This is a genomic window from Mycobacterium sp. VKM Ac-1816D (assembly GCF_000416385.1).
In the GTDB taxonomy this organism is placed as follows: Bacteria; Actinomycetota; Actinomycetes; order Mycobacteriales; family Mycobacteriaceae; genus Mycobacterium; species Mycobacterium neoaurum_A.
In genome coordinates this window covers 48,674-72,353 of record NZ_AOHQ01000117.1, presented here as the reverse complement: position 1 = coordinate 72,353, position 23,680 = coordinate 48,674, and the positions used below count along the sequence as shown (strand labels likewise).

General features: G+C 67.2%; 22 protein-coding genes. 11 read left to right on the top strand and 11 right to left on the bottom strand.

Translation table 11 applies throughout. From position 1 onward, the window contains the following. Nucleotides 1-75 precede the first annotated feature (75 nt). From G154_RS05190 to G154_RS05175, 4 genes are read left to right on the top strand one after another with little or no spacing between them, the layout of a single operon-like run. Nucleotides 76-1,281, top strand: coding sequence for a thiolase family protein (locus G154_RS05190; protein ID WP_023985643.1), 1,206 nt, complete (start codon nt 76-78; stop codon nt 1,279-1,281). Continuing rightward, nucleotides 1,281-1,697: a Zn-ribbon domain-containing OB-fold protein gene (locus G154_RS05185; RefSeq protein WP_019513002.1), complete on the top strand. Its 417-nt coding sequence runs from the start codon at nt 1,281-1,283 to the stop codon at nt 1,695-1,697. The genes G154_RS05190 and G154_RS05185 overlap by 1 nt, the downstream gene beginning before the upstream one ends. Nucleotides 1,698-1,704: 7 nt before the next feature. Beyond that, nucleotides 1,705-3,918, top strand: a complete 2,214-nt coding sequence (locus G154_RS05180; protein WP_019513001.1) for an acyl-CoA dehydrogenase — start codon at nt 1,705-1,707, stop codon at nt 3,916-3,918. Further along, nucleotides 3,915-4,514 carry a TetR/AcrR family transcriptional regulator gene (locus G154_RS05175; RefSeq protein ID WP_019513000.1) on the top strand — a complete coding sequence of 200 codons (600 nt, stop codon included), beginning with the start codon at nt 3,915-3,917 and terminating at the stop codon, nt 4,512-4,514. The genes G154_RS05180 and G154_RS05175 overlap by 4 nt, the downstream gene beginning before the upstream one ends. Here G154_RS05175 and G154_RS05170 read toward each other — a convergent pair. Next, nucleotides 4,439-6,787 (bottom strand): molybdopterin-dependent oxidoreductase, encoded by a 2,349-nt coding sequence (locus G154_RS05170; protein WP_019512999.1) that lies wholly within the window; start codon nt 6,785-6,787, stop codon nt 4,439-4,441. The two genes, G154_RS05175 and G154_RS05170, sit on opposite strands and share 76 nt — an antisense overlap. Before the next feature lie 115 nt (nt 6,788-6,902). On the opposite strand from G154_RS05170, the gene G154_RS05165 reads away from it, so the two are divergent. Beyond that, the gene (locus G154_RS05165) at nt 6,903-8,060 is read left to right on the top strand and encodes an acyl-CoA dehydrogenase family protein (RefSeq protein WP_019512998.1); all 1,158 of its coding nucleotides are present in this window, start codon (nt 6,903-6,905) and stop codon (nt 8,058-8,060) included. A gap of 117 nt (nt 8,061-8,177) precedes the next feature. Continuing rightward, a complete protein-coding gene (locus G154_RS05160) occupies nt 8,178-10,316 on the top strand; it encodes an LGFP repeat-containing protein (protein ID WP_023985644.1) in 2,139 nt (712 codons plus the stop codon). A gap of 15 nt (nt 10,317-10,331) precedes the next feature. On the opposite strand, the gene lexA is transcribed toward G154_RS05160, so the two are convergent. From lexA to G154_RS05145, 3 genes are all read right to left on the bottom strand, one after another. After that, nucleotides 10,332-11,006, bottom strand: a complete 675-nt coding sequence (gene lexA, locus G154_RS05155; protein WP_019512996.1) for a transcriptional repressor LexA — start codon at nt 11,004-11,006, stop codon at nt 10,332-10,334. A gap of 96 nt (nt 11,007-11,102) precedes the next feature. Further along, on the bottom strand, nt 11,103-11,525 hold the full coding sequence (locus G154_RS05150; protein ID WP_019512995.1) for an organic hydroperoxide resistance protein: 423 nt from the start codon (nt 11,523-11,525) through the stop codon (nt 11,103-11,105). Between the two features lie 27 nt (nt 11,526-11,552). Beyond that, nucleotides 11,553-11,984 carry a MarR family winged helix-turn-helix transcriptional regulator gene (locus tag G154_RS05145; RefSeq protein ID WP_019512994.1) on the bottom strand — a complete coding sequence of 144 codons (432 nt, stop codon included), beginning with the start codon at nt 11,982-11,984 and terminating at the stop codon, nt 11,553-11,555. Between the two features lie 196 nt (nt 11,985-12,180). Here G154_RS05145 and G154_RS05140 point away from each other — a divergent pair, with 196 nt between their 5' ends. Both G154_RS05140 and nrdR read left to right on the top strand, forming a co-directional pair. Next, nucleotides 12,181-12,693 (top strand): LysM peptidoglycan-binding domain-containing protein, encoded by a 513-nt coding sequence (locus G154_RS05140; protein ID WP_019512993.1) that lies wholly within the window; start codon nt 12,181-12,183, stop codon nt 12,691-12,693. A gap of 100 nt (nt 12,694-12,793) precedes the next feature. After that, the gene (gene nrdR / locus G154_RS05135) at nt 12,794-13,258 is read left to right on the top strand and encodes a transcriptional regulator NrdR (RefSeq protein WP_023985646.1); all 465 of its coding nucleotides are present in this window, start codon (nt 12,794-12,796) and stop codon (nt 13,256-13,258) included. 6 nt (nt 13,259-13,264) lie between these two features. Here nrdR and G154_RS05130 read toward each other — a convergent pair whose 3' ends face one another. The 4 genes from G154_RS05130 to sthA all read right to left on the bottom strand — a co-directional run bounded on the left by G154_RS05130 (nt 13,265) and on the right by sthA (nt 17,541). Further along, nucleotides 13,265-13,954: a PhzF family phenazine biosynthesis protein gene (locus G154_RS05130; protein WP_019512991.1), complete on the bottom strand. Its 690-nt coding sequence runs from the start codon at nt 13,952-13,954 to the stop codon at nt 13,265-13,267. 26 nt (nt 13,955-13,980) lie between these two features. After that, entirely contained in the window at nt 13,981-15,003 is a 1,023-nt protein-coding gene (locus G154_RS05125; RefSeq protein WP_023985647.1) for an alpha/beta fold hydrolase, read from the bottom strand. 28 nt (nt 15,004-15,031) lie between these two features. Next, on the bottom strand, nt 15,032-16,021 hold the full coding sequence (locus G154_RS05120; RefSeq protein ID WP_023985648.1) for a proteasome assembly chaperone family protein: 990 nt from the start codon (nt 16,019-16,021) through the stop codon (nt 15,032-15,034). A 104-nt stretch (nt 16,022-16,125) separates the two neighbouring features. Further along, the gene (sthA, locus tag G154_RS05115; protein ID WP_019512988.1) at nt 16,126-17,541 is read right to left on the bottom strand and encodes a Si-specific NAD(P)(+) transhydrogenase; all 1,416 of its coding nucleotides are present in this window, start codon (nt 17,539-17,541) and stop codon (nt 16,126-16,128) included. A gap of 249 nt (nt 17,542-17,790) precedes the next feature. Here sthA and G154_RS05110 point away from each other — a divergent pair, with 249 nt between their 5' ends. From G154_RS05110 to G154_RS05100, 3 genes are all read left to right on the top strand, one after another. Next, nucleotides 17,791-19,176 carry a hemolysin family protein gene (locus G154_RS05110; protein WP_019512987.1) on the top strand — a complete coding sequence of 462 codons (1,386 nt, stop codon included), beginning with the start codon at nt 17,791-17,793 and terminating at the stop codon, nt 19,174-19,176. Next, nucleotides 19,169-20,185 (top strand): hemolysin family protein, encoded by a 1,017-nt coding sequence (locus tag G154_RS05105; protein ID WP_019512986.1) that lies wholly within the window; start codon nt 19,169-19,171, stop codon nt 20,183-20,185. The genes G154_RS05110 and G154_RS05105 overlap by 8 nt, the downstream gene beginning before the upstream one ends. A gap of 91 nt (nt 20,186-20,276) precedes the next feature. Continuing rightward, a complete protein-coding gene (locus G154_RS05100; RefSeq protein ID WP_023985649.1) occupies nt 20,277-21,296 on the top strand; it encodes a DUF4192 domain-containing protein in 1,020 nt (339 codons plus the stop codon). Here the strand turns inward: G154_RS05100 and G154_RS05095 are convergent. The 3 genes from G154_RS05095 to G154_RS05085 all read right to left on the bottom strand — a co-directional run bounded on the left by G154_RS05095 (nt 21,293) and on the right by G154_RS05085 (nt 23,658). Next, on the bottom strand, nt 21,293-21,994 hold the full coding sequence (locus G154_RS05095; RefSeq protein ID WP_019512984.1) for a metal-dependent transcriptional regulator: 702 nt from the start codon (nt 21,992-21,994) through the stop codon (nt 21,293-21,295). The two genes, G154_RS05100 and G154_RS05095, sit on opposite strands and share 4 nt — an antisense overlap. 146 nt (nt 21,995-22,140) lie before the next feature. After that, on the bottom strand, nt 22,141-23,100 hold the full coding sequence (locus tag G154_RS05090) for a sigma-70 family RNA polymerase sigma factor (protein ID WP_019512983.1): 960 nt from the start codon (nt 23,098-23,100) through the stop codon (nt 22,141-22,143). A gap of 147 nt (nt 23,101-23,247) precedes the next feature. Further along, entirely contained in the window at nt 23,248-23,658 is a 411-nt protein-coding gene (locus G154_RS05085; RefSeq protein WP_023985650.1) for a DUF3099 domain-containing protein, read from the bottom strand. Between the last annotated feature and the right edge of the window lie 22 nt (nt 23,659-23,680).

The following is a 23,680-nucleotide window of genomic DNA, read 5'->3' as shown; positions in this document are numbered from 1 at the left end:
AGCGTAAACCGCAGATTGAAAATAGAATCTCATTCTAATAGCGTGGGACGTCCGGGACCACGGAGGGAGATGGCGTTGGGTTTGCGTGGTGACGCAGCGATCGTCGGGTTTCACGAGCTACCTGCGACGCGGAAGCCGACCGGGACCGCGGAGTTCACCATCGAACAGTGGGCGCGGTTGGCGGCCGCGGCGGTGGCCGACGCGGGGCTGTCGGTCCAGCAGGTCGACGGGCTGGTGACCTGCGGGGTCATGGAGTCCCAGCTGTTCGTCCCCTCCACAGTCGCCGAGTATCTGGGTCTGGCGGTCAATTTCGCCGAGATCGTCGATCTCGGCGGCGCCTCGGGCGCGGCCATGGTGTGGCGCGCGGCGGCGGCGATCGAACTGGGGCTCTGCCAGGCGGTGCTGTGCGCCATCCCAGCCAACTACCTGACCCCGATGTCGGCGGAGCGTCCCTACGATCCCGGCGACGCGCTGTACTACGGGGCGTCCAGCTTCCGGTACGGCTCGCCGCAGGCCGAGTTCGAGATTCCCTACGGCTACCTCGGACAGAACGGTCCGTACGCGCAGGTCGCCCAGATGTACTCGGCCGCATACGGATACGACGAGACCGCGATGGCCAAGATCGTCGTCGACCAGCGGGTGAACGCCAACCACACACCCGGGGCGGTGTTCCGGGACAAACCGGTGACCATCGCCGATGTCCTGGACAGCCCGATCATCGCGTCTCCGCTGCACATGCTGGAAATCGTCATGCCGTGCATGGGGGGATCGGCAGTGCTCGTCACCAATGCCGAACTGGCCCGCGCCGGCCGCCACCGACCGGTCTGGATCAAGGGGTTCGGCGAACGGGTGCCCTACAAGTCCCCGGTCTATGCCGCCGATCCGCTCCAGACACCGATGGTGAAGGTCGCCGAATCCGCCTTCGGGATGGCCGGCCTGACCCCGGCCGACATGGACATGGTGTCGATCTACGACTGCTACACCATCACCGCCCTGCTGACGTTGGAGGACGCGGGTTTCTGTGCCAAGGGCACGGGAATGCGGTTCGTCACCGACCACGACCTGACCTTCCGCGGTGACTTCCCGATGAACACCGCAGGCGGACAGCTCGGCTACGGCCAGCCCGGCAATGCCGGTGGCATGCACCATGTGTGCGATGCCACCCGGCAGCTGATGGGACGCGCCGGGGCAACCCAGGTCGCGGACTGTCACCGCGCCTTCGTCTCGGGCAACGGTGGCGTGCTCAGCGAACAAGAAGCTCTCGTCCTGGAGGGGGATTGATGACCGAGTCGTCGGCCCGGCCAGTGCCACTGCCCACGCCGACCTCGGCACCGTTCTGGGATGGCCTGCGCCGGCACGAGGTGTGGGTGCAATTCTCACCGTCATCGGATGCCTACGTGTTCTATCCGCGCATCCTGGCGCCCGGCACCCTGGCCGATGATCTGTCCTGGCGCCAGATCTCCGGTGATGCCACCCTGGTCAGCTTCGCCGTCGCACAGCGACCGGTCGCCCCTCAGTTCGCCGATGCCGTTCCGCATCTGCTCGGCGTGGTGCAGTGGACCGAGGGGCCGCGGCTGGCCACCGAGATCGTCGGCGTCGATCCGGCTCGACTGCGCATCGGTATGGCCATGACGCCGGTGTTCACCGAACCCGACGGCGCCGATATCACCCTGTTGCACTACACCGCCGCCGAATAGGGGAGACATGGCGCTGGCACTCACCGATGAACAGGTACAGCTGACCGAGGCGATGGCGGGTTTCGCCCGCAGGCACGGCGGACTGGAACTGACCCGGTCGCAGTTCGACGCCCTCGCAGCCGGGGAACGCCCGGCGTTCTGGGCGGCCTTGGTCGCCAACGGACTGCACGGGGTTCAATTGCCCGAGCAGGGTGGGGGTTTCGTCGATGCCGCCTGCGTCATCGACGCCGCGGGCTACGGTCTGCTGCCCGGCCCGCTGCTGCCCACGATGATCGCCGGTGCCGTCATTGCAGACCTGCCGGAACAACCGGCGGTGCGCGCCGCGCGCGAGGCCCTCGCCGCGGGTGGCCCGATGGCGGTGTTGCTGCCGAGCGATGGCGTGCTGCGGGCCGAACCCGACGGCGCAGGGTGGCGGCTGACCGGCGCGGCCGGACCGCAGCTCGGCGTGGCCGCCGCGGAGCATGTGATCGTTGCCGCCGATACCGATGCGGCGCAAAGACTCTGGTTTCTGATCAACGCTGCCGGGCCGGGGGTGGTGGTGCAGGCGGCCGCCCCGACCGATCTGACCCGGGATGTCGGCACCCTGTCGTGCGCCGACGCACCCGTCGCGGCCGATGCCGTGCTGGCCGGTGTCGACCCGGTGCGGGCGCGGTGCCATGCGATCGGCCTGATGGCGGCCGAGGCAGCGGGGATCGCGCGCTGGTGTGTGGACAATGTGGTCGCCTATCTGAAGGTGCGCGAACAGTTCGGACGCCGCATCGGGGCGTTCCAGGCCCTGCAGCACAAGGCGGCCATGCTGTTCATCGACAGTGAACTTGCCGCCGCCGCCGCATGGGATGCGGTGCGCGGCGCCGAACAACCGATCGAGCAACACGAGATCGCCGCCGCAGGCGCTGCCATCGCGGCGATCGGCAAGCTGCCGGATCTGGTGGTCGATGCGCTGACGATGTTCGGGGCCATCGGGTACACCTGGGAGCACGACCTGCACCTGTACTGGAAGCGGTCGATCAGCCTGGCCGCCGCCGCGGGCGGTGTCGCCGAATGGGCCGAGCTGCTCGGGGAACCCGACCGGCAGCCAAGAGATTTCGGCATCGAGCTGGCCGGTGTGGAAGAGCGGTTCCGGGGGCAGATCGCCGCGCTGATCGACGCCGCGGCGCAGCTGGACAACGAGGCGCCGGGCCGGCAGAACCCCGAGTACGAGGACTTCTGGACCGGTCCGCGCCGGACCGCACTGGCCGATGCCGGACTCGTCGCGCCATATCTGCCCGCGCCGTGGGGGCTGGACGCCACGCCGGCCCAACAGCTCGTCATCGACGAGGAATTCGACCGGCGGCCAACGCTTACCCGGCCATCGTTGGGAATCGCACAGTGGATACTGCCGACGGTTATCGCCGAAGGCACCGACGGCCAACGGGAGCGCTTCGCGGTGCCGACGCTGCGCGGTGAGATCGGGTGGTGTCAGCTGTTCTCCGAACCCGGCGCCGGATCGGATCTGGCGTCCTTGACGACCAGGGCGACCAAGGTCGAGGGCGGCTGGCGGATCGACGGGCAGAAGGTGTGGACCTCCTCGGCGCAGCGCGCCGACTGGGGTGCGCTGCTGGCCAGGACGGATCCGCAGGCCGCCAAGCACCGGGGCATCGGCTACTTCCTGATCGATATGACGAGCCCGGGCATCACCATCCGGCCGCTGCGAACCGCCAGCGGTGACGAGCATTTCAACGAGGTGTTCTTCGACGATGTCTTCGTGCCCGATGACATGCTGGTCGGTGAGCCGACCGCGGGCTGGTCGCATGCGCTGGCCACGATGGCCAACGAACGGGTGGCCATCGGTGCCTACGCCAAACTGGACAAGGAACGTGAATTGCGGGCGCTGGCCCGTCAGGCCGGTCCGGCGGGTGTCATGGTGCGGCACGCGTTGGGCCGGGTACGGGCCGCCACCAACGCCATCGGCGCGCTCGCGGTGCGCGACACCCTGCGCCGGCTCGCCGGACACGGGCCCGGCCCGGCGTCCAGCGTCGGCAAGGTCGGCACCGCACTGTTGGTGCGCCGGGTGACCGCCGACGCGCTGGCTTTCAGCGGTCGGGCCGCCATGGTGGGTGGCGCCGACCACCCCGCAGTGGCCGACACGTTGATGATGCCTGCGGAGGTCATCGGCGGTGGCACCGTCGAGATCCAGCTCAATATCATCGCCACCATGATCCTCGGACTACCGCGCGCATGACCACCGGCGACACCGAGCTGCCCGACTACAAGCGGGCCCGCCGGGCCCAGATCGTCGATGCGGCACTGGATCTGCTGAAGTCACAGGACTACGAGCAGATCCAGATGCGCGATGTCGCCGATCACGCCCGAGTCGCATTGGGCACCCTGTACCGATACTTCAGCTCCAAGGAGCACGTTTACGCCGCGGTCCTGATGCAGTGGGCGCAACCGGTTTTCGCCGCGGCGGAAGCGGTCCGACCGGCCACCGAACAGCAGGTCCGCGAGAAGATGCGCGGCATCATCACCAGCTTCGAACGTCGGCCGGCGTTCTTCAAGGTCTGCATGCTGTTGCAGAACACCACTGACGCCAATGCCCGCGACCTGATGGATCGATTCGCCTCCGTCGCCCAGCGCACCCTGGCCACGGACTTCGCCGCCATGGGCGAACAGGGATCGGCCGACACCGCGATCATGGCCTGGGGCATCATCTCGACCATGCTGTCCGCGTCCATCCTGCGCGACCTGCCGATGGCCGACACCTATCGCGTGGTCGACGCGTTCGTCGATCTGATCGGTCCGCGGCTGTCCAGCGGGGCGGGGGAAGGCCGGGGTTGACGAACGACCGGCGGCTCGTGCGCCCGCACCGGAGGAAGCGGCTGCTCATAGCGCTGCACCTCGACCAGCACATGTGCGCCGCTGCACCCGCGCGCCAACGACGAGGTGCCGACATCGTCGGTGAGCACATTCGGATTACCGTGCACGCACAGTGAATCCGGGTCGCCGGGATCCAGCGGGTCGTACCAGGCGCCGGTGGCGAGTTGCACGACCCGCGGGCGCACACGCGCGTCGATGACCACGCCGGCCAGGCAGGCACCGCGATCGTTGAACACCCGCACCACATCGCCGTCGGTGAGCCCCCGCTCGGCCGCGTCGCTCGGATGGATCCGGATCGGTTCGCGGCCAGCGACCTTGGAGTCTTGGCTGACCGCGCCGATATCGAGCTGGCTGTGTAGTCGGCTGGTCGGCTGGTTGGCCAGCAGATGCAGCGGATAGTCGCGCGCGCGGTGGCCGCCCAGCCACTCGGTCGGCTCGAACCAGGCCGGGTGGCCCACGCAGTCGGCGTAGTCGAAGGAGTCGATATCGGCCGAGAAGATCTCGATGCGCCCGCTGGGGGTGTGCAGCGGATGTGCCCGCGGATCGGCGCGGTAGTCGGCCAGCAGGGTCAGCCCGGACTCGGTGGGCAGCCTGAGCTGACCGTCGGCCCAGAACTGATCGAAGGTGGGCACCGCGAAATCCAGTCCGGCCGACCATGTCTCATACAAGTGGCGCAGCCACTGCCGCGCGGTCCTGCCCTCGGTGAACTGCTCGCCCACACCGAGCCGCTCGGCGAGCTCGGAAAAGGTCGTGTAGTCGTCGCGCGACTGAGCGTGGGGCTCGGCAAGAGCAGGCATCGCGACCAGCAGCGGATCGTTCTTGGATCCGGAGTAGTCGTCACGTTCATAGGCGGTGGTGGAGGGCACGACGATATCGGCGTGCTTGGCCATCGCCGTCCAGTACGGATCGTGGACGACGATGGTGTCCGGCCGGGCAAGTGCGCGCCGCAACCGGCCGATGTTCTGGTGGTGGTGGAACGGATTGCCGCCGGCCCAATACACCAGCCGGATGTCGGGATAGGTGAGCCGACGGCCGTTGTAGTCGAACGGTTCCCCCGGGTGCAGCAGCATGTCGCTGACCGCCGCCACCGGTATGAAGGTCTGCACCCGGTTCGGCCCCTGGGGCAGGACCGGCAGCGGATGGCGCAACGGCGGCAGCCCCGGTTCGTTCATCGAACCGTACCCGTGCCCGAAACCCGCTCCGGGCAGACCGATCTGGCCCAGCATGGCGGCCAGCGTCAGACCCATCCAGGGGGCCTGCTCACCGTGTCGGATGCGTTGCAGTGACCAACTGACGGTCACCAGCGTTCGCGCGGCGGCCATCCGGCGCGCCAGTGCGGTGATGTCGGTGGCGGACAGACCGCTGATCTCGGCCGCCCACGCCGGCGTCTTGGGCACGCCGTCATCGGTGCCCAACAGGTAGCGCTCGAACCGGTCGTAGCCGGTGCAGTACTCGTCGAGGAACCGGCGGTCGGCCAGCCCCTCGGTGGCCAGCACATGCGCCAATCCCAGCATGACGGCAACATCGGTGCCCGGCACGGGCGCATGCCATTCGCACTCACCGTCGACATCGTCGCGCAGCGGGGAGAACGAGACGATACGACCGCCTCGATCGCGCAACCGGCGCAGTGCGTCGCGGGCCGGATGTGCCGACGTACCACCGTGATTGATCCCGGTGTTCTTCAGTGCCAGACCGCCGAAGGCCACCAGTAGATCGGTGTGCTCGACGATGACATCCCAGGACGTCGAGCGCTTGAACAGGTCGTCGTGGGTGCCCACGACGCGGGGCATGATCACCCCGGTGGCACCGAGACTGTAGGAGTGCCGCGACGAGGTGTATCCGCCGAGCAGCTTGAGGAACCGGTGCACCTGGCTTTGGGCGTGGTGGAAGCGCCCGGCACTGGCCCATCCATAGGAACCGCCGTAGATGGCCTCATTGCCGTGGTCGTCGATGACCCGTCGCAGTTCGTCGGCGAGCAGCTCGGTCAGTTCGGGCCAGGTGAGCGCGACGAACTCGTCGGCGCCGCGCCGGTCGCTGGGCCCGGGTCCGTCGCGCAACCAACCCGCCCGCACCGCCGGGCCGGTGATGCGGGCCCGGTGTCGCAGCGAGCCCGGCAGATTCCCGAGCAGGGGAGAGGGGTCGGCGTCACCGGCGGCCGGCGTCACCGCGGTGATATCGCCTTCGGCCACCTCGGCGGAGAAAAGGCCCCAATGGGCGAGGCTGCTGCGCGGCACCGGCTCATCGTAGGGCGATCGGTGCCACGTCCGACCAACCAGCGACGTTCGACCAACCATCTGGTTGGTATATGTTGGTCGTCACCCAACCGATAACCAGTACCGGAGGTCACAGATGGGCGCCGTCAAATACGACCGCACGTTGTTCGAGCCCGAGCATGAATTGTTCCGCGAGTCGTACCGTGCCTTCCTGGAGCGCCATGCCGCGCCGTTCCGGGAGGAATGGGAGAAGGCGAAGATCGTCGACCGTGAGGTGTGGCGCGAGGCCGGTAAGCAGGGCTTTCTCGGGATGGCCGTGCCCGAGGAGTACGGCGGCGGCGGTAATCCGGATTTCCGCTACAACGTCGTCATCACCGAGGAGACCAGCGCCGGCCGGCACAGCGGCCTCGGATTCACCCTGCAGAACGACGTGATCGCCCCGTACCTGATCGAGCTGACCACCGAGGAGCAGAAGCAACGCTGGCTGCCCGGGTTCTGCAGCGGCGAATTGATCACGGCGATCGCAATGACCGAGCCGGGCACCGGCAGCGACCTGCAGGGGATCAAGGCCCGCGCCGTCCGCGACGGTGACCACTACGTCCTCAACGGATCGAAGACGTTCATCACCAATGGTATTCACGCGGACCTGGTGATCGTGGTGGCCTGCACCGACCCCGACAAGGGTGCACAGGGCTTCTCGCTGCTGGTGGTCGAGCGCGGTATGGAGGGCTTCGAGCGAGGCAGGCACCTGGACAAGATCGGTCTGGAGGCCCAGGACACCGCCGAATTGTCGTTCACCGATGTGCGAGTTCCGGTCGAGAACCTCCTCGGCCAAGAGGGCATGGGCTTCCTCTACTTGATGCAGAACCTGCCGCAGGAGCGCATCAGCATCGCGGTGATGGCCGCCGCGGCGATGGAGTCAGCGCTGGAAGAGACGCTGCAGTACACCAAGGAACGCAAGGCCTTCGGCAAGCCGATCGGGAGCTTCCAGAACAGCCGTTTCCTGCTTGCCGAGCTGGCCACCGAGGCCACCGCGATCCGGGTCATGGTCGACGAGTTCGTCAAGCTGCACCTCGATCGAAAGCTGACCGTCGAGCAGGCTGCGATGGCCAAATGGTTCAGCACCGAGGCGCAGGTGCGTCTGGTGGACCGGTGCCTGCAACTGCACGGCGGCTACGGCTACATGCGCGAATACCCGATCGCCCGGGCGTTCCTGGACTCCCGGATCCAGACGATTTACGGCGGCACCACCGAAATCATGAAGGAGATCATCGGTCGCAGTCTGGGGGTCTAGCAGGTCCGACACGCCGTCGCCGCAGGTGGCGATATCCCACGAGTTCGCCGACAACTGTCGCAAAGTTGACGAACACGATACTTTCGTGGGGTTTTGCACGACTTCCGGGAGGACCGAATGACCAGGCAGCGAACCCGACTCGGCAGCTTTGCCGGGCGGGCGGCAGCAGTGCTGGTAAGTGCCGGGCTGATGGCCGCGACGGTGCTGCTGGCACCGCAGGCGTCGGCGACACCGGAAGGCGACGCCGATGCGGCGATCACCGTCGCGTGGGAGACCGCCGGCGGCGGTGCGGAGGGACCACTCGGTCCCAAGGACGGCGGCGTGTACCCGGCCGGGCCTGGCTTCGGCCAGAATTTCGCCGGGGGCAAGATCTTCTTCACCCCGCAGACCGGCGCGCACATCATGTCCGGCGCCATCCTGGAAAAGTACGAATCCCTGGGTGGCCCCACCGGTGACCTGGGATTCCCGACCATCGACGAGGGGCCCGGACGCGCGGCCGACAGCCGCAACGTGACATTCAACGCGCCCGACAACCCGGTGATCTTCTGGACGCCGGGAACCGGCGCGCGGGTGGTGCGCGGAGCCATCAACAGCGCCTGGGACGCTCTGGGTGGATCGGCGGGCGTGCTCGGCGTGCCTGCCGATGACGAGACCATCGACGGTGACGTCGTCTCCCAGAAGTTCACCGGCGGCCAGATCTCGTGGGATCGCAAGACGCGGGCGTTCACCACCACGCCGCCCGAGCTGGCCGCCCAACTCGGGGCGGTGCAGGTGCCTTCCGACGCGGCATCGGCCATCGCCGCGGCACGTCGGGCCGCCGGCGGCGAACTGGGGCCGCTCGGTGCCGAAGACGGGGCCCAGTATGCGATCGGCGCCGACGGCGTCGGGCAGAACTATGCGGGCGGCAAGATCTTCTACAGCCCGCAGACCGGTGCCAACGTGGTCACGGGGCAGATCCTGGCCAAGTACGAGAGTGTCGGCGGGCCGACCGGGGATCTCGGGTTCCCCACCGCCAGCGAGGCGGACGGCGGGCTGGCACCGCAGAGCGCGGTGGTGCCCTTCGCCGCCGAGGACAAGCCCGTCATCTTCTGGACCCCCGACTTCGGTGCGGTCATCGTCCGTGGGGCCATGAATGCCGCCTGGCAGAAGCTGGGTGGCGCGACCGGCGAACTCGGCGCACCCAAGAGCGATCAGACCGACAACGGTGGCGTGATCAATCAACAGTTCAACGGCGGATCCATCTCGTGGGACAAGGCGGCCAACCGGTTCAGCACGGAGCCCGCGGGCTTGCAGTCGCAGCTGGCGGGCCTGCAGGTTCCCGGGGCCGATTCCCCACAGGCGCCGGCCGACGGGCCGCAGGCCAACGGCGGCAGCGACAGCGGCGACAAGTGGTACACCTGGCGCTGGTGGTGGTTGCTCGGTCTCATCCCGGTGGTGGGTCTGATCGCCGTGATCGCCGTCGCAGTGCTGCGCAACCGGCGGTCCGGTGACGAGGACCGGTTCGACGAAGCTTTCGACGACGATCCGTACGACCGTGGCTACTACGGCTATGGCCAAGACGATCACCACAACGACGACCAACGCGATGACCAACGCGATGACCGGGCCGAGGATCGCGACGGCGGCTATGGTCCGCCGCCGCAGGACCCGTGGGCATCGCTGTCACCGGTCGTGTCGGCGGGCTCGTTCACCGTCGATCCGATCGACACCGCTGCCGGCTACGACCCCCGGGACAGCGATGCTGCGGAAGCCGATGACCTCGGCGTCGATCCGCTCGTCGATGATGGTGCCGACACCGACCGGCCGGAAGAACTGCTGCAGTTCGACGACGACGAAGATGATGTCGACACCGCCCCGACCCGGATCGAGACGCTCACACCGCAGCCGGCTGAGTCCGTCTTCGCCGAGGCGGATTTCGCGGAGCCGGATTATGAGGAGTCGGATTTCGTCGAGTCGGACTTCCGTGCCGAGAACTTCGAACCCGAGCCGACCCTGCCGGCCCCGGAACCCGAGGTGACCGGCGGACGCCATGCCGCCGCCGGCGGGGACGATGATGACGATGACGCCGGTTGGACCTCGATGCGACTGGCGACCACCGATCGCTACCGCGCACCGGAGGGCTACCCCATCAAGGCCGATACCAAGACCGGTCTCTACTGGGCGCCCGGTAGCCGCGGCTACCGCGATACCGAGGCCGAGATCTGGTTCTCCAGTGAGGAGTTCGCGCGCGCGAACGGATTCATCCGCGCCGACTGATCCGACGCCGACTGATCACACCTTGCGGATCACGGTGACGACCTTGCCGAGCACCACCGCATCGTTACCGTCGATGGGTTCGAACGCCGGGTTGTGCGGCATCAGCCACACCTGACCCTTGGTCCGCTTGAACGTCTTGACCGTGGCCTCGCCGTCGATCATCGCCGCGACGATATCGCCGTTGTCGGCCACGTTCTGTTGGCGCACGACCACCCAGTCGCCATCGCAGATGGCCGCGTCGACCATGGATTCGCCGACTACCTTCAGCAGGAACAGCGACCCCTCGCCGACCAGCTCCTTGGGCAGCGGGAACACGTCCTCCACGGCCTCCTCGGCCAGGATCGGTCCGCCCGCCGCGATTCTGCCGAGCACCGGGACGAAGGTTGGTTCCGGTAGCGCATCCGAGCCCGCGACATCGGTGGCCACGATCGGGGTGATCACCTCGTCGGCACCGCGCACGTCGACCGCGCGTGGACGGTTGGGGTCACGCCGCAGATAGCCCTTGCGCTCCAGGGTGCGCAGTTGGTGGGCGACCGAGGACGTCGAGGTGAGCCCCACCGCGTCCCCTATCTCCCGGATGCTCGGTGGGTAACCGCGGGTGGTCACCGACGATCGGATGACCTCCAGGATGGTGCGCTGACGCTCGGTCAGGCCGGAGCGTGCCTCAGGGGTGTCGCTGCTGTCGCTCATGTCGCCGAATGTAGTCGCAGCCGCCCCGATAATCAAACATGTGTTCGAGGCGTGTCGCGCCCTTCCGTGGCGTGATGGCTGCGCGATCGGCAGAGCTCACTCATCGGTCACGGTCAGCGTCACCTCGATGTTGCCGCGGGTGGCATTGGAGTAGGGGCACACCCGGTGGGCGGCCTCGGCGAGCTCGGTGGCGGTGTCGTGGTCCACGTTGGGCAGCACGATCTCCAGTTCGACGGCAAGACCGAACGCGCCGTCGTCGGCGGCCCCGAGTGTCACCCGGGCGCCGACGGCGGAGTCGGTGACATCGGCCTTGTGTTCGCGGGCGACCAGTCGGAGGGCGGAGTGGAAGCATGCCGCGTAACCGACGGCGAACAGTTGCTCGGGATTGGTGCCTGCGCCGGACCCGCCCATCTCCTTGGGAATGCTCAGTGCGACATCGACTTTCCCGTCGGAGGTGCGGCCGTGTCCGTCACGTCCCTCGCCGGTGGCCAGGGCTTCGGCGGTGTAGAGCTTCTTCATCGGTGGGTGTCCTTTCGTCGTTCTCGGTCATTGCGGGGAGCTGAGCTGGTCGACAAGTCCTCGGAGGGCATCGCGTAACGCGCCGACCTCATCGGGTCGGGCAGCGGTGGCGGCCAGTAGGCGCTGTGGAATGCAGGCGGCATGTTCTTCGAGGGCGCGCCCGGCGGGGGTGAGCGCGACCTCGACGCGACGTTCGTCGGCGGTGGCTCGGTGACGCACCACCAGGCCGGCGGTCTCCAGGCGTTTGATCAATGGTGAGAGGGTGCCGGAGTCCAGGTGCAGCCGCCGGCCCAGGTGTCCGACGGTGCTGGGGTCGTCCTCCCAGAGGGCCAGTAGTACGAGGTACTGGGGGTAGGTGATGCCCAGTTCGTCCAGGAGTGGCCGATAGGCCGCGGTCATCAGGCGGGAAGCCGAGTACAGCGCGAAGCACAGCTGTTCGTCGAGGCGTCCGGCGGTCATGGCTACGACTCTAGTGCTCAATTCAATTGTGAGCAATTGAATTGAGCAAAGCGCAATCCGCGGCACTCGCGGTCGTCCACTTGTCGGTGGGTGTCGATATCGTTCGCTAACAGTTCGATCACGTGTTCTATCGTTCGAACAGATGATCGACTACAGTTCGAACATAGAAGCGAACACACCTCAAGGAGGCAGGCACATGACGATTCTGGAAGCACGTAGCGATGTGCGTGAGCGCCGGACGTCCGGCCCCACCCGGCGGCAGGAAGTCCTGCGGCGCACCCCGTCTGAGGCCGAGGTGTGGCCACTGCCTCGCGATGTCGTGGTGCGGCGGCGTCGGCGGCCACAGGATCGCCGTCCCGGCGGTGCGCCGATCGGTCATCGCGGCACGGGGGTGCTGATGTCGCGTGCCTCGCACCGCAGGCCGATCACCCCGGCCGCGACCGTGCTGCTGGCGTTGCTGGCCGGTGCATTCACGCTGTGGCTGGGTTTCGTCGCCAACCTCGGCGGTTCCGCGATAGAGCAACCGGTCGAGGTGCCTACCAGGTTGTCGGTCGTGGAGGTGCAGACCGGTGAGACGCTGCAGAGCATCGCGGCGCGGGTCGCCCCCGATGTGCCTGCCGACTCCGTCGTCGAGCGGATCCGCGAACTGAACAAGCTGGACTCCGGCAGCCTGCGGACCGGGCAGACCCTCATCGCACCGATCGGCTGAGATCGTGCGCACCGGCACGGGGTCGCACCGCATCCGCACCATGCAGGTACGCTCGGAAGCGTCAAATCTGGTGCAGCTGTGGTGCGGCGAAGGAGCGGTGATGCACTGTCCGTTCTGTCGTCACCCTGATTCGCGCGTGGTCGATTCCCGCGAGACCGACGAGGGCCAGGCGATCCGGCGCCGGCGATCCTGCCCTGAGTGCGGCAGGCGCTTCACCACCGTCGAGACCGCGGTGCTGGCAGTCGTCAAACGCAGCGGCGTCACTGAGCCGTTCAGCAGGGAAAAGGTCATCAAGGGCGTGCGACGGGCATGCCAGGGCCGCCAGGTCGACGATGATGCGCTGAATCTGCTGGCCCAACAGGTCGAAGACGCCGTGCGGGCCGCGGGCTCTCCGGAGATCCCCAGCAACGAGGTCGGGTTGGCCATCCTGGGCCCGCTGCGTGACCTCGACGAAGTTGCCTATCTGCGCTTCGCCTCGGTGTACCGATCGTTCTCCTCTGCCGACGATTTCGAGCGCGAGATCGAGGCCCTGCGCGCCCACCGGCGCGTCAACACCGCCGGCTGACGTCGTTCATCCGAGCCGCCGCCTTCCGTCGTCGATCACCCGGCCGGCCACCTTCACCCATCCGGTGGGGTCCCACCAGGTCCGGATCTGCGATCCCTCGCCCTGGGTGATCAGCAGATCGCGATTGAGATGGTCGGTCATCCGGACCGCCGCTGCGCCCGTCGCCTCATCCTCGGGGATCCCCAGGTGTGGCGCGAACATCCGGGAGCGCAGCGCCCCAGCCGCACGATCGGTCCACGCCCAGAGATAATGCTCGACATCGTCGACGTAGTCGGTCGGATCGGCCGTCAGCACCTGCTCGGCCGACTCGAATTCGTAGATCGCCAGCTCCGGTGCCCACTCCGACCGGGCGCTGATGGCGGTGAACTCATCGTCGATGTAGTCCACCTGCACCAGTCCGGCGGGAACCTGCAGCGTCCGCACCGGCATACCGCGATCCTTCAGCCACCACGACGTCCCGACGGTCGGGTGCCCGGCGAACGGTATCTCGGCGGCCGGGGTGAAAATGCGGACATGGGCGCTGGCCGCGCCCGGCTCGGGGATGTCGATGAATACTGTTTCGCTGTAACCCAATTCGGTCGCGATCCGTTGGCGGTCGGCCGGATCGACGGTGGCGGCATCGATCACACCGAGCGGATTGCCGAACCTTCCGTCCGCATTGGTGAACACTCGCAACACATCGACGTCGACGGCCATGAGCCGATTCTAGGCGCGATCGGGCCTCAGGTGGCGCTGCGTTCGTCGGCGCCCATCGCGTCGAGCACGGCCACCCTGGTGTCCAGCGGGCCGGTGATCGTGCGCTCGCGAATGCCGGTGCGCAACAACGCGCGCAGCATTTCGTGGTCGTGCACCGAGGGCGCGGTGGTGTTGATGAATCGCTCGACGAGCTCGACGAAACGCTCGGGATCGTCATGGAACGGGAAATGTCCGGACTTGTCGAAGATGTGCAGTTCCGAGCCGGGCATGGCGGCATGTGCCAGGTGGGCATGGCTGACCGGGATGACCGAATCTTGCTTGCCCCAGATCAGTTGCACAGGAACCGATTCGGTCAGATAACAGCGGTCGAGCATGGTGACCACCTGACCGCGCCAGTCCACGACCGCGCGCAGAGTCCTGGCGAACGCCGAGGACGCGGTGGGCTCGGGCAGGTCGGCCAGCACCCGCAACATGTCGGGAAGATCGCGGCCCACCCCGGTCGAGCCGAACACCGTTCCGCCGACGCGGCCGATGGCTTGCAGGGCCGGCAGCACCAAGGGCACGCGCAGCAGGGCCAACGACTCGCTGACTCCCGGCAGCGCCGCGATGCGCAGTGCGATGTTGACGTCCTTGGTGACGCCGCCCGCGCCGACGAGTACCAGGCGATCCACGAACTGCGGGAACTGATAGGCGAACTGCATGGCCACGCCGCCGCCGAGCGAATGCCCGACGACCGTCACCCGATCGATGTCGAGGACGCTGAGCAGGTCGCGCATACCGTTGGCGTACGCGGCCACCGAGTAGTCCGCACGCGGCTTGTCCGACTGCCCGTGGCCGAGCAGGTCGGGCGCGATCACGGTGAAGCGGCGCGCCAACATCGTCTGCACCGTGTGCCAGGTGGTGGAGTTGTCGCCGATGCCGTGGATGAGTAGCACCGCGGGGCCGGATCCGGCGATCCGGTATGCCCGTCGGTAACCGTGGATGGTCTGGAACTTCAGATTCGGGGTGACCTCACGCACGCTGCGCAGCTTGGTCGTGCGATCGGCCATCTGCGCCACTCCTCGCTGGTGAGAAGCTTCAGGTACGGTCCCCGCCGTCGGGGAAACTGTCCGGGAAGCCGCCCCGCTTGTTGTCGTCCTGCTGGGCCAGGAACCGTTCGAACTCGGCGCCCAACTCGTCACCGCTCGGCAGGTCCTCGTCGCGGGCGAGCAGCGAACGATTTTCCTGTGCGGCAACGAATGCATCGTACTGATGCTCGAGCGCTGCCACCACCTGAGCGACCTCCGAACTGGCCTCGACCTGTTCGTTGATCTTGGTGTGCACGTCGATGGCGGCCTCGCCGAGCGCGGTCAGCGGGATATCCAGCGAACCGGCCCGAGCTGCCTCGGCCAACAGCGTCTCGGCGGCCGGGGGATAGGAGGTCTGGGCCAGATAGTGCGGCACGTGGACGGTGAAACCGAGCACATCGTGGCCGTGCTGGCCCATGCGGAACTCCAGCAGGCTGGACACGCTGGCGGGGACCTGCACTTCACCGACCCACGGCGTGTGACCGGCGATCAGCTCCGAGTTCGGCGAATGCGCGGTGAGCGTGACCGGCCGGGTGTGCGGTACCGCCATCGGGATGGTGCCCAGCCCGATCGTCCGCCGGACACCGAGACGTTCGGCGAGCAACCGCACCGCGGTCACGAAACGCTCCCAGCGCAGGTCCGGCTCCATCCCGGCCAGCAGCAGAAACGGCGTGCCGACGCTGTCACGCAGTGCGTAGAGGTTCAGTTCGGGCTGCTCGTAGCCGCTGAAATGGTCGGTCTTGAACGTCATCAGCGGTCGACGCGAGCGGTAGTCGAGCAACTCGTCGATGGCGAAGGACGCCACCAATTCGGTGTCGAGGGTGTTCTTCAGATGCTCTGCCGCCAACCGGATGGCATGCCCGGCGTCGGAGAACCCCTCCAACGCGTGAATCAGAACCGGTCCGCTGCCGTCGACGGCAGACAGCTGTGGTGCGGGGAACTCCAGCTCGTACATCCCATTCTGCTCGGGCTGGTAGTGCTGCTCCTGGGAATCAGACATCAGGTTCACCTCCTGTTCACTAGTGTCTCGCATGTCGGCGGACCCTGGCATGACGGGTACCCCGACATCGTCTCAACACCGCACAGGTGGCGGTCCTTCCCCCGTCAGCTCCGGAACTGGTTGAGCGCGCGCAGCTTGTTCATCACGTCCAGCGCGGCCACCTTGTAGGCCTCCGAGAAGGTGGGGTAGTTGAACACCGCATCGACGAGGTACTCGATGCTGCCGCCACAGCCCATCACCGCCTGACCGATGTGCACCATCTCGGTGGCGTTGGTCCCGAAGATGTGTACACCCAGCAGGCGAAGATCTTCGGTCGACACCAGGAGCTTGAGCATGCCGTAGGAGTCGCCGGCGATCTGTCCGCGGGCCAGTTCCCGATACCGCGACACTCCGACCTCGTAGGGCACCGACTCCTTGGTCAGGTCGACCTCGGTGGCGCCGACGTAGGACACCTCGGGAATCGAGTAGATGCCGATGGGCTGCAGCTCGGTCATCGCGTGGCACGGCTCGCCGAAGGCGTGATACGCCGCCAACCTGCCCTGGTCCATCGACGTCGCGGCCAGCGCGGGGAAGCCGATGACGTCGCCGACGGCGTAGATGTGGTCGACCTTGGTCTGATAGTTGTCGTCGACGAAGATCCGGCCGCGGTTGTCGGCCTCCAGGCCGGCGTTGGGCAGGTCCAGCTCGTCGGTCTGACCCTGCCTTCCGGCCGAGTACATCACGGTTTCAGCCGGGATCTGCTTGCCGCTGGCCAGGGTGGTGACGGTGCCCGAAGGCCCGACATCCACCGCGGTGACCTCTTCGCCGAACCGGAACGTCACCGCGAGATCGCGCAGGTGGAACTTCAACGACTCGATGATCTCCGGATCACAGAATTCCAGCATGTTCGAACGCTTTTCGACCACCGTGACCTTGGTGCCCAGGGCGGCGAACATCGAGGCGTACTCGATGCCGATCACACCCGCACCCACGACCACCATCGATGTCGGGATGGTCTTGAGATCCAGAATTCCGTCGGAGTCCAGCACCCGCTCCGCGTCGAAATCGACACCGGCGGGCCGGGCCGGTGTGGTGCCGGTGGCTATCACGATGTTGCGACCTCTGACGGTGACGCGTTCGGCGCGGCTCGGGTCCTCGACGTGAACGGTGTGGGCATCGAGGAACCGTGCGAGCCCCACGTAGAGCTCCACGCGGTTGCGCATGAGCTGCGAGCGGACCACGTCGATCTCCTTGCCGATGACGTGCTGGGTGCGGGCCAGCAGGTCGGCCGGGGTGATCTTCTCCTTGACCCGGTAGCTGGCCCCGTAGAGCTCGCGCTGGTTCATGCCGGTCAGATAGATGACGGCTTCGCGCAGGGTCTTGCTCGGAATGGTCCCGGTGTTGACACAGACCCCGCCGAGCATCCGGCCACGTTCGATCACCGCCACCGACTTGCCCAGTTTGGCCGCGGCGATGGCCGCCTTCTGGCCGCCCGGCCCGGAACCGATGACGACGAGGTCGTACTCCTGCGTGGAACCCATGGGTGCAGTCCTACGCGCGCGGTGGGGTGCGCGCATTCCGGGGACGGCAAAATCCGTGTGAACATTTTTGCGTGTGTGCCGATCTCGCCATCGCGGGAACTTCCCGGCAATGTCGTTCGTCTCTATTGCTGACGGAGTTTCCGACCACACAGAGAGCACAATGCGACGCGCCAAGCGCAAACCCCGAAGACCCCGCCGCCGGCCCCGTGAGACCGGCACCGAGAAGTCCTGTGTCGCCCAGGGGGCGACATGCTGACCGCGCTCGGAATTCTGCTCGGCATTGTGGTGGTATCTGCCATCACCGCCCTGACCGGCTATTTCGTAGCCCAGGAGTTCGCCTACATGGCGGTCGACCGGTCACGTCTGAAGGCCCGCGCCCAAGCCGGTGACACCGGCGCCACGCGCGCATTGCAGGTCACCCGCCGCACCTCGTTCATGTTGTCCGGCGCCCAGCTGGGCATCACCGTCACCGGCCTGCTGGTCGGTTATGTCGCCGAACCGCTCATCGGTAAGGGGCTGGGGGAGCTGCTCGGCGGCGTCGGCGTGCCGTTGGGGCTCGGCATCGCCATCGGCACGGTGCTGGCCATGGTGTTCTCCACCGTGGTGCAGATGGTCTTCGGTGAGCTTTTCCCGAAGAACCTCGCGATCGCGCGGCCCGAACCGGTGGCCCGTTGGCTGGCGTTGTCCACCAACATCTACCTGGCGGTGTTCGGCTGGCTGATCAAACTGTTCGACGCATCGTCGAACCTGCTGCTGCGCGCTCTGCGCATCGAACCGGTGCACGACGTCGAACACTCGGCGACCGCCCGCGATCTCGAACACATCGTGGCCGACTCACGCGAGGCGGGGGACATCCCCGAGGAGCTGTCCACCCTGCTGGACCGCATCCTGGACTTTCCGACCCGCACAACCGAGCACGCGATGATCCCCCGGGCCCGCGTCGACGTGGTCGGTGCCGACGAGCCGGTGGGCGCAGTGTTGACCAAGATGGCCAGCGGTCATACCCGTTACCCGGTGATCGGTGCGACACCGGATGATCTGGTGGGCGTTGTCCATTTGCACGACCTGCTGGACGCCGCCGACCCGTCGGTCACGGCCGGCGAGAAGTGCCGGCCCGCGGTGATCCTCCCGGAAACCCTGCCGTTGCCGTCGGCTTTGCGCGCCCTCAGCGAGGCGCACGACGAGATGGCACTCGTGATCGACGAGTACGGCGGTTTCGCCGGGGTGCTCACCATCGAGGATCTGGCCGAGGAACTGGTCGGCGAGATCGACGACGAGCATGACAAGGACTCGGCCGACGATGACGTGGTGCCCATCGATGACGGTTGGTTGGTGCGCGGCGATGTCGCGCTCGACGAATTGAGCCGAGTGATCGGCCATGACCTGCCCGAGGGCGACTACGAGACGCTGGCCGGGCTGCTGATCGCCGAATTCGGTGGTCTTCCCGGTGTCGGCGATGCCGTCTCGGTCGACCTCGGCGTCGAGCCCGCGGAGTTGGTCGCCGATCATCCGCCGTTACACCGCCGGCTGGATGCCACCGTCCAGGCCGTCGAAAAGCACGTGCCGGCAAGGGTTCTGGTGAGCCTGGCCGACGTGCCCGTCGATGCCTTGCAGGAAGGCGCTGGTGATGAGTAACCCCTGGGTCGTCGCCCTGGTGACCGCGTCGCTGATCGCTGCCAGCGCGTTCTTCGTGGCCGTCGAGTTCGCCTTGATCGCGGCACGGCGCCACCGTCTGGAAGATGCGGCGCCGCACAGCCGCTCGGCACGCGCCGCGCTGCGTTCGGCGTCCGAGCTGTCGGTTCTGTTGGCCGGGTCGCAGCTGGGTATCACGATCTGCACCCTGGCGCTGGGCGCGATCACCAAACCCGCCGTGCACCATTGGTTGACCCCGGCCATCGCGGGCTGGGGTGCGCCGTCATGGCTGGCCGATGTCGGCGGGTTCGTGCTCGCGCTGATCATCGTGACGTTCCTGCACCTGGTCGTCGGCGAGATGGCCCCGAAGTCCTGGGCCATCGCCCATCCCGAGCGGTCGGCGACCATGTTGGCGTTGCCGATGCGGGCGTTCATGTGGGTGACCCGCCCCGTGATCGGCACGCTGAATCGCCTGGCCAACTGGTGTCTGCGCAAGGTCGGCGTCGAACCGGTCGACCAGGTGGCCACCGGTCAAGATCCCGATGCCCTGCGGCATCTGGTGGAGCATTCGGCCACCGTGGGCACCCTGGACGAGCGGTATCACGGTCATCTGGTCAGCGCGCTGGAACTGGAGGCGCTGACCATCGGGGACATGTTGCGCACCGGAGCCGAGCCCAGCAGCGTGCGCTCCACGGCGACCACGGCCGACATCCAGGCCGAGTCACTGCGCACGGGTCACCTCCGACTTCTGGTCCGCGACAACGGTGCCGTTCTGGGGGTCGTGCACGTACGCGACACCGTGCAGGCCGACGCCGGCACCACGGCCGCCGACCTGATGCGTCCGGCTCTGGAGTTGAAGGTCGACATCCCTGCCTATGCCGCGCTGCGGACCATGCGGGAGACCCGCAATCATCTTGTGGTGGTGACCGACTCCGACGGCAGCATCCTCGGCTTGATCACGCTGACCGATGTGCTCGAACGACTGCTGCCGACTGCCGACGCGGTGACCTGAGTTATCCACATTGCCAGGTTGATCCACAGTTCGCCCGTCGTGGTCGCGCAGACCGGGTGACTCGTCGTGGCGTGCCGTGACGATCATCGGTATGACACAACAACCTCGCGGATTCGACGTCGGTCGGCCCGCATCGCTGATCGCCGCACTGCCGGCGGTCCTCGGCTTCGTCCCGGAGAACTCGCTGACCATCGTCACCCTCGACGGCGGCGAGATGGGCTGCGTCATGCGGGTCGACCTGTCGCCCGGTCTGCTCGGCAACACCACCGCGCTGGCCGAGGTGGTGGCCGGATCGGGTCATGACGGGGCCGTGGCCGTGATCGTCGACGAAGACGGAGCCGATCACGGGGAGCTTGCCGACGACCTCGCGGTGTCGATGTCGAGGGAAGGGGTCGATCTGCTGGCGGTGCTCGCCGTCGATCGGATTGCCGCCGACGGTCGATGGTTCTGTGTATGCGGATGTGGTGCGCACGGGGTGATCGATGACCCGGACTGTTCCCCGCTGGCGGCCGAGGCCGTGCTGGGTGGGCGCCGGCTCTATCGCCGTCGTGACGAGCTACGGGCCGTGGTCACCACGACCGACGCGGCGCGCGGTGAGCGGCTGGGTCAGGTGTTGCGATCGGCTCGGCGGGGCCAGCTCAGTGCCGCGGCGGCACGGCGGGCGATCGAGGCGGCCATGACGCTGGCCCGCGCAGTGGCGACAGGCCAGCAACCCGCCGATGCCGACATCGTCGTCGTGGTGGGAGCGCTGCGTGATCCTCGTGTCCGAGACACGCTCTACGCCCTGGCGGTCGGCGATGCCGCAGCCGCTGCCGAGACGCTGTGGGCGACGCTGGCGCGGTTGGTCCCGGTGCCATGGCGGCAGGAGGTACTGACGTTGCTCGCGTTCTCGGCCTACGCGCGCGGCGACGGCCCGCTGGCGGGGATTGCGCTGGAGGAGGCGGTCGATATCGATCCGACGCACCGGATGGCGACCATGCTCGACTGTGCGTTGCAGTCCGGGATGCGTCCCGAGCAGATTCGTGAGCTGGCGCTGTCCGGCTACCGGATCGCCGGGCAACTGGGCATCCGATTACCGCCGCGGCTGACCTTCGGCCGCCGCGCGGGTTAGACCTTTTCGACCTTCACCGCATGGGCCATGTGATGGGGCAGCTCGACGTCCTGGTGTCCGGGCATCAGGATCAGAACGCCCTGATCGCCCGGATCGTCGCCGACCTGGACGGTTACGCGCGCATTGGGGACCACACCGGCATCCTTGAGCCTGCCGATCAGCTCGACATCGCCCTGGACGTGTTCGGTCAGCTGGCGCACCACCACCGCGACCGGGGAGCCGGCCGGCAGCTCGGTCAGCCGGACCAGGTTCGCGTCCTCGTCGGCATCGGCCCCGCCGAAACCGAGTTCCGACAGTCCCGGGATCGGGTTGCCGAACGGAGAGGTCGTCGGATTGTCGAGCACCTGAACCAGACGCCGTTCGACGTCCTCGCTCATGACGTGCTCCCAGCGGCACGCCTCGGCGTGCACTTCTTCCCAGGGCAGGCCGATGACGTCGACGAGCAGCCGCTCGGCGAGACGGTGCTTGCGCATCACGGAGACGGCCAGATTGCGGCCCTTCTCGGTGAGTTCGAGATGGCGGTCACCGGCGACGTGCAGCAAGCCGTCTCGTTCCATCCGGGACACGGTCTGACTCACGGTCGGTCCGCTCTGATCCAGACGTTCGGCGATGCGCGCCCGCAGCGGCACCACGCCCTCTTCCTCGAGGTCATAGATCGTCCGCAGGTACATCTCGGTGGTATCGATGAGGTCGTTCATGCCCTACCTTCCAAGCCCTGCTGTTACTACCCGAGTCTAGCTGGCCGGTGTCGTGAGCAGGGTTCCAACATCCCATGTGAGCATCCAAGACGTCGCGATGCCCGCCGCGGAACGCGCGACGGGCATCACGGGGTGGGTGGTCTGGATCAGCTGGCGTACGACCGCAGCCGCTCGGCCCGATCTCCGTTACGGAGCTTGGACATCACTTCGCGCTCGATCTGGCGGACCCGCTCGCGGGACAGCCCGAACAGTTTGCCGATCTGGTCGAGAGTGCGCGGCTGGCCGTCGTCCAGGCCGAAGCGCAGCCGGATGACCTGCTGCTCGCGCTCGTCGAGCGTGGCAAGCACATACCGGATGTCGGTGTGCAGGAGCTCGGAGATCACGGCGTTCTCGGCCGACATCGCCTCGGAGTCCTCGATGAAGTCACCCAGCGGCGCCTCTTCGTCGCTGCCGACCGGCATGTCCAGGCTCACCGGGTCGCGGCTGTGCTCCAGCAGGTCGGTGATCTTCTCGACGGGGATACCCGACTCCTCGGCCAGTTCCTCGTCAGTCGCCTCGCGACCGAGGTTCTGGTGCATCTCGCGCTTGATGCGGGCCAGCTTGTTGACCTGCTCGACGAGGTGGACGGGCAGCCGGATGGTCCGGCTCTGGTCGGCCATACCCCGGGTGATGGCCTGGCGGATCCACCAGGTGGCGTAGGTGGAGAACTTGAAGCCCTTGGCGTAGTCGAACTTCTCCATCGCGCGGATCAGCCCGAGGTTGCCCTCCTGGATCAGGTCCAGCAGCGGCATGCCGCGTCCGGTGTAGCGCTTGGCCAGCGACACCACCAGGCGCAGGTTGGCCTCCAGCAGATGACGACGCGCGGCGTCACCATCGCGGACCACGGCCGCCAGATCGCGACGCTTGGCCTCGCCGAGGCGCTTCTTGGTGTCCAGGACGTGCTGGGCGTACAGGCCTGCCTCGATGCGTTTGGCCAGCTCGACTTCGTCGGCCGCGTTCAGCAGCGCGGTCTTGCCGATGCCGTTGAGATAGACGCGGACCAGGTCGGCGGCGGGGCTCTGGGCGTCCAGATCGGAATCGATGCGGCTTGCGGTGGCGATCGCCATTTACGGCCTCCTGCTCGGCGGAACTGTCACTGCGTACAACGCCCGAGAGGGTTCGTGAGTTCCCGCTCGGTCCCAGTGGCATACCACCTGACCTGCGGCTTTAAACAGACGACCTGAGAATGTCCTGAGAAGTGGAGAAGAGGCTGCTCAGTCGGGAACGCCGTGGCCCGCATGCGGACTGCCCGCACTGGGATCGGGCCGAACGGGTGCCTGCAGGGCCGGGCGCTCGGCGGTGGGGAACAGCGGGGTGCGCCGGCCCGTGCCCGCACCGGGATAGCGGCGCGGCTCCGAGGCGCTGCGCGGTGGGCGGTCGTTGGCGATCAGCACCGCGATCCAGGGCAGTGGAATGGAGGCCACGATGATCGCCAGCGAGATCAAACCGTTGTGCCAGATCCCGTAGGCGACGGCGGCCAGCACCAGCGCGGGAATGCGGAAGGACATCAAGGTGAGGTATTTGCGCACCCGGGCGCGATGCTGCTCGTCGTGGGGCAGTGCAGCGCGGGTGATGAGCACCGGGCGACCTTGGTCGTCGAAACTCAGCTCGGGGCTTTGTTTCATCACTCCACTGTCGCACACCCGA